This is a genomic window from Streptomyces sp. WELS2, from assembly GCF_013870595.1.
GTDB lineage: Bacteria > Actinomycetota > Actinomycetes > Streptomycetales > Streptomycetaceae > Streptomyces.
This window is the reverse complement of sequence record NZ_JACBWZ010000531.1, coordinates 1-4,471: the sequence shown is the minus strand read 5'-3', so window position 1 is coordinate 4,471 and position 4,471 is coordinate 1. Positions and strand designations below refer to the sequence as shown.

Genomic DNA, 4,471 nt, shown 5'->3' with positions numbered 1-4,471 from the left:
TCGGTGTCGTCCTCGGCCACTGGCTGGTCACCGCCCTGGTCGCGCAGGACGGCGTCCTGCGCACCGAGAGCCCGCTGCGCCACCAGCCCTGGCCGGCCCCGGTCTCCTGGCTGTTCCAGACCCTGGCCGTGTTCTTCCTGGTCGGCGGTCATGCGGCGACCCGCAGTCTGGCCGGGGCCCGGGCCCGAGGCGACTCCTACGGCCACTGGCTGCGCACCCGCATGGCCCGGCTGCTCCGCCCGGTCACCGCCCTCGCCGCCCTGTGGACGGTTACCGCCGCCGCCCTGCTGCTCGGCGGCACGCCCCCGGCCACCGTCCACAGCCTGGTGAAACTCGCGCTGTCCCCGCTGTGGTTCCTGCTGGTGTTCGCCGCGCTGACGGCCGCCACCCCGCTCGTCGCCCGGCTCAACCCCCTCTGGCCGCTCGCCGTCGTCCTGCACGTGGACCTGCTCCGCTTCGGCCTGCACCTCGGACCGTCCTGGCTCGGCTGGACCAACCTGGCCGCCGGCTGGCTGGTGCCCTACACCCTGGGCGCGGCCTGGGCCCGGGGCGAGCTGCGCAGCCGCCGCTCGGCCCGGGTCCTGCTGTTCGGCGGTACGGCGGCCACGGTGCTCCTCGTCTGCTGCGCGGGCTACCCGGCGTCCATGGTCGGCGTCCCCGGCGACGCGGTGTCCAACCTGAACCCGCCGACCCTGGCGGCCGTCACGTTCGGCCTGGCCCAGTGCGGTCTGGCGCTGTCACTGCGCGACCGGCTGCGCCGTGCGGCCGCCCGTCCCCTGGTGTGGGCGGCGGTGGCCCTGGTCAACCTCTCGGCGATGACGGTCTTCCTGTGGCACCAGACGGCGATGATGGCCACCACCGCCACCGGGCTCGTGGCCGGCCGCCTGCCCGGTCTGCACACCGCGCCCGACTCCCTGCTCTGGGTGGCGTACCGGCTGGCCTGGCTGCCCGTGTTCGCCGTGGCGCTGGCCCTGTGCCTGGCGGCCTTCCGCCACCGCGAGCGGGGCCCGCGCCGCACGCGCCGCCGTTCGTCCCGGGTGGTCCACCGCCATCTGCCGCCGACGAAGTCCCCGCACCATGCCTAAGGTTGACCCCGTGCAGCCCGAGGACCCGACCACCACCCCCGCCGAGGGCCCTCGTACCCCGCCCCGCACCACCTCCCGCCTGCGGGTCTGGCTGGGCGAGGCCCCCACCCGCAACTCGCCCCCGTACTCCCGGTACCGCTGGGCCCGTCTGCTCACCTACTTCCTCCTCGGCTGGATCGCGCTGACCATCGCCGTGGGCGGCGCCGCCGAGGTCTCCGACTCCTACGGCATCGCCTTCCCGGTCGCCCTCGGCACCACCGTCCTCCAGGCCGCCGCGCTGTTCCTGGCCGGCTGGCGGCCCGTCCCGGCCTGGGCGCTGTCCCTGGCCGCCGCCACCGTCACCGCCCTGCTCGCCCGCCCGCACCTGGCCGCCCTCCCGCCCCACGGCCCCGCCCCGAACTGGCCCTGGACCACACCCACGCTGATCGCGCACATAGCGGTCTTCCTGCTGCTCGCCCTGCGCGTCCGGCCGGCCGGTGTGGTGGCCGCGGCCGCCGTGACCACCGCGGTGACCTGGGTCCTGCAGGCTCTGACGGGGGCGGGCCGCTACTCCGGCACCGGCACGCTGGCGGTGGCCCTGTGTGCCGTCATGGCCGTCACCGGTGCCGCCCTGCGCAGCCGCCAGCAGGCCCGCAGCGAGCTGGTCCAGCAGACGACGATCACCGTGGAGGAGCGGGCCCGCCGCACCCTGCTGGAGGAGCGCAGCCGGATCGCCCGGGAGCTGCACGACGTGGTCGCCCACCACATGTCGGTGATCTCCATCCAGGCCCAGGTCGCCCCGCACCTGGTGGAGAACCCCTCCCCGGAGCTGCTGGAGAACCTCTCCGGCATCCGCGCCAACGCGCTGGAGGCGCTGACCGAGCTGCGCCGGGTCCTCGGTGTGCTGCGCTCCGAGCACCCCGAGGACCCCTACGGCCTGGGTGCCCCCGGCACCGGAGCGGCCCCGGACGCCCCCCAGCCCACGCTGGACCGGCTCGGCGCGCTGATCGAGAACACCCGCGCGGCGGGCCTGGACGTGACCGCCGAGGTCGTGGGCGGGATGCGGCCCTACGCGCCGGGCGTGGAGCTGTCGGCGTACCGCATCGTGCAGGAGGCGCTGAGCAACGCCCTGCGGCACGCGCCCGGGACCCGGGTGCGGGTCGAGGTCGGGCATCTCCCGGACGGGCTGCGGCTGAGGGTGGACAACTCCCCGCCCCGGCACCCCGTCCCGCCCTCCCCGGGCGCGGGTCACGGGCTGCTCGGCATGCGCGAGCGCGTGGCCATGCTCGGCGGCCGTCTCGTGGCGGGCGGCACCGAGGGCGGCGGCTTCAGCGTCACGGCCTTCCTCCCCGGGGACGTCCCGGACCCGCCCGACCAGCGCCCGACAGGAGAACAGACCCCATGACGAGCGGTACCGGCAGCATCCGTGTCCTGATCGCCGACGACCAGCAGATGGTCCGGCAGGGCTTCACGGTGCTGCTCGACGCCCAGAGCGACATCGAGGTGATCGGACAGGCGGTGGACGGCCGGGACGCGATCGCCCGGACCGCCGAACTGTCCCCGGACGTGGTGCTGATGGACATCCGGATGCCGGAGCTCGGCGGCATCGAGGCGACCCGCCGCATCACGGAGGACCACCCCGCCGTGCGGGTGCTGGTGCTGACGACGTTCGACCTGGACGAGTACGTGTACGACGCGTTGCGGGCGGGCGCCTCCGGCTTCCTGCTCAAGGACGCCTCCGCGGACCAGCTGGCCGAGGCGGTCCGGGTCGTGGCCGCGGGCGACGCCCTGCTGGCCCCCGGCATCACCCGGCGGCTCATCGCGGAGTTCTCCCGCCTGGACGGCGGCGGCCGGGCCCCGCTCAGACGGCGCGTCGGCGAGCTGACCGAGCGGGAGACGGAGGTGCTGGCGCTGATCGCGCAGGGCCTGTCGAACGCGGAGATCGCCGAGCGGCTGGTGGTGGCCGAGCAGACCGTCAAGACGCACGTGGGCCGGATCCTGGTGAAGCTCGGCCTGCGCGACCGCACCCAGGCCGCGGTCTTCGCCTACGAGTCCGGCGTGGTCCGCCCCGGCGTCCGCTGACACCGCACCGGCACCCGCTGACACCGCCCCGGCGGGGGCTGGCCACGCGGGGCGGGCCGGGCTAGCGTCCGTCCATGGCAGCTGCTGCGGACCATGTCTTCGACCCCTGGGACCCGGCGTTCGTCGCCGACCCCTATCCGGCCTACGCCGAGCTGCGCGCCCGCGGCCGGGTGGTCCGGTACGAACCGAGCGACCAGTGGCTGGTGCCGCACCACGCGGACGTCTCGGCGCTGCTGAGGGACCGCCGGCTCGGCCGCACCTACCTGCACCGTTTCACGCACGAGGAGTTCGGCCGCACCCCGCCCCCGCCCGAGCACGAGCCGTTCCACACCCTCAACGACCACGGGATGCTGGACCTGGAGCCCCCGGACCACACCCGGATCCGGCGCCTGGTGGCGAAGGCGTTCACCCCGCGCACGGTGGAGCGGCTGGCGCCGTATGTGCACGGGCTGGCGAACGAGCTGGTGGCCGCCCTGGTCGAGCAGGGCGGCGGTGATCTGCTGACGGACCTGGCCGAGCCGCTGCCGGTCGCAGTGATCGCCGAGCTGCTCGGCATCCCCGAGGCGGACCGGCCACTGCTGCGGCCGTGGTCGGCGGACATCTGCGGGATGTACGAGCTGAACCCGTCCGAGGAGACGGCGGCCCGGGCGGTGCGGGCGTCGGTGGAGTTCTCCGGCTACCTCCGGGAGCTGATCGCGGCCCGCCGCGCCGAGCCGGGCGAGGACCTGGTCTCCGCCCTGATCGCGGCCCACGACGAGGGCGACCGCCTCACCGGACAGGAACTGGTCTCCACGGTGGTGCTGCTCCTCAACGCGGGCCACGAGGCGACCGTCAACGCCACGGTGAACGGCTGGTACGCCCTCTTCCGCCACCCCGGGCAGCTCGCGGCCCTGCGCGCCGACCACTCCCTGGTGCCGTCCGCGATCGAGGAGCTGCTGCGCTACGACACCCCGCTCCAGCTCTTCGAGCGCTGGGTGCTGGACGACATCGAGATCGGCGGCACCACGATCCCGAGGGGCTCCGAGGTCGCCCTGCTCTTCGGCTCCGCCAACCACGACCCGGCCGTCTTCGCCGACCCCGGCCGCCTGGACCTCACCCGCGCGGAGAACCCGCACATCTCCTTCAGCGCCGGTATCCACTACTGCGTCGGCGCGCCCCTGGCCCGTATCGAACTGGCCGCCTCCCTGACGGCCCTGCTGGAGCGGGCGCCCACGCTCACCCTCGCGGCGGAGCCGGAGCGCCGGCCGAACTTCGTGATGAGGGGGCTGCGGGGGCTGCGGGTGGAGCCGCGCTGAGCCGGCGCGCCGTGTCCCGCGGGATTCAGT

4 protein-coding genes are annotated in these 4,471 nt (G+C 75.0%); all 4 read left to right on the top strand.

The window, feature by feature from the left end; genetic code table 11:
* Positions 1–1,085, top strand: a 1,085-nt coding sequence (locus tag H5J33_RS24915) for an acyltransferase (RefSeq protein ID WP_181797112.1), incomplete at its 5' end; no start/stop codon positions are given.
* Positions 1,078–2,469, top strand: coding sequence for a sensor histidine kinase (locus H5J33_RS24910; protein WP_181797111.1), 1,392 nt, complete (start codon positions 1,078–1,080; stop codon positions 2,467–2,469). The genes H5J33_RS24915 and H5J33_RS24910, both read left to right, overlap by 8 nt.
* Positions 2,466–3,146 (top strand): response regulator transcription factor, encoded by a 681-nt coding sequence (locus H5J33_RS24905; RefSeq protein WP_181797110.1) that lies wholly within the window; start codon positions 2,466–2,468, stop codon positions 3,144–3,146. Before H5J33_RS24910 ends, H5J33_RS24905 begins: the two co-directional genes overlap by 4 nt.
* A gap of 74 nt (positions 3,147–3,220) precedes the next feature.
* On the top strand, positions 3,221–4,441 hold the full coding sequence (locus H5J33_RS24900; protein ID WP_181797109.1) for a cytochrome P450: 1,221 nt from the start codon (positions 3,221–3,223) through the stop codon (positions 4,439–4,441).
* The last annotated feature ends 30 nt before the right edge of the window (positions 4,442–4,471 follow it).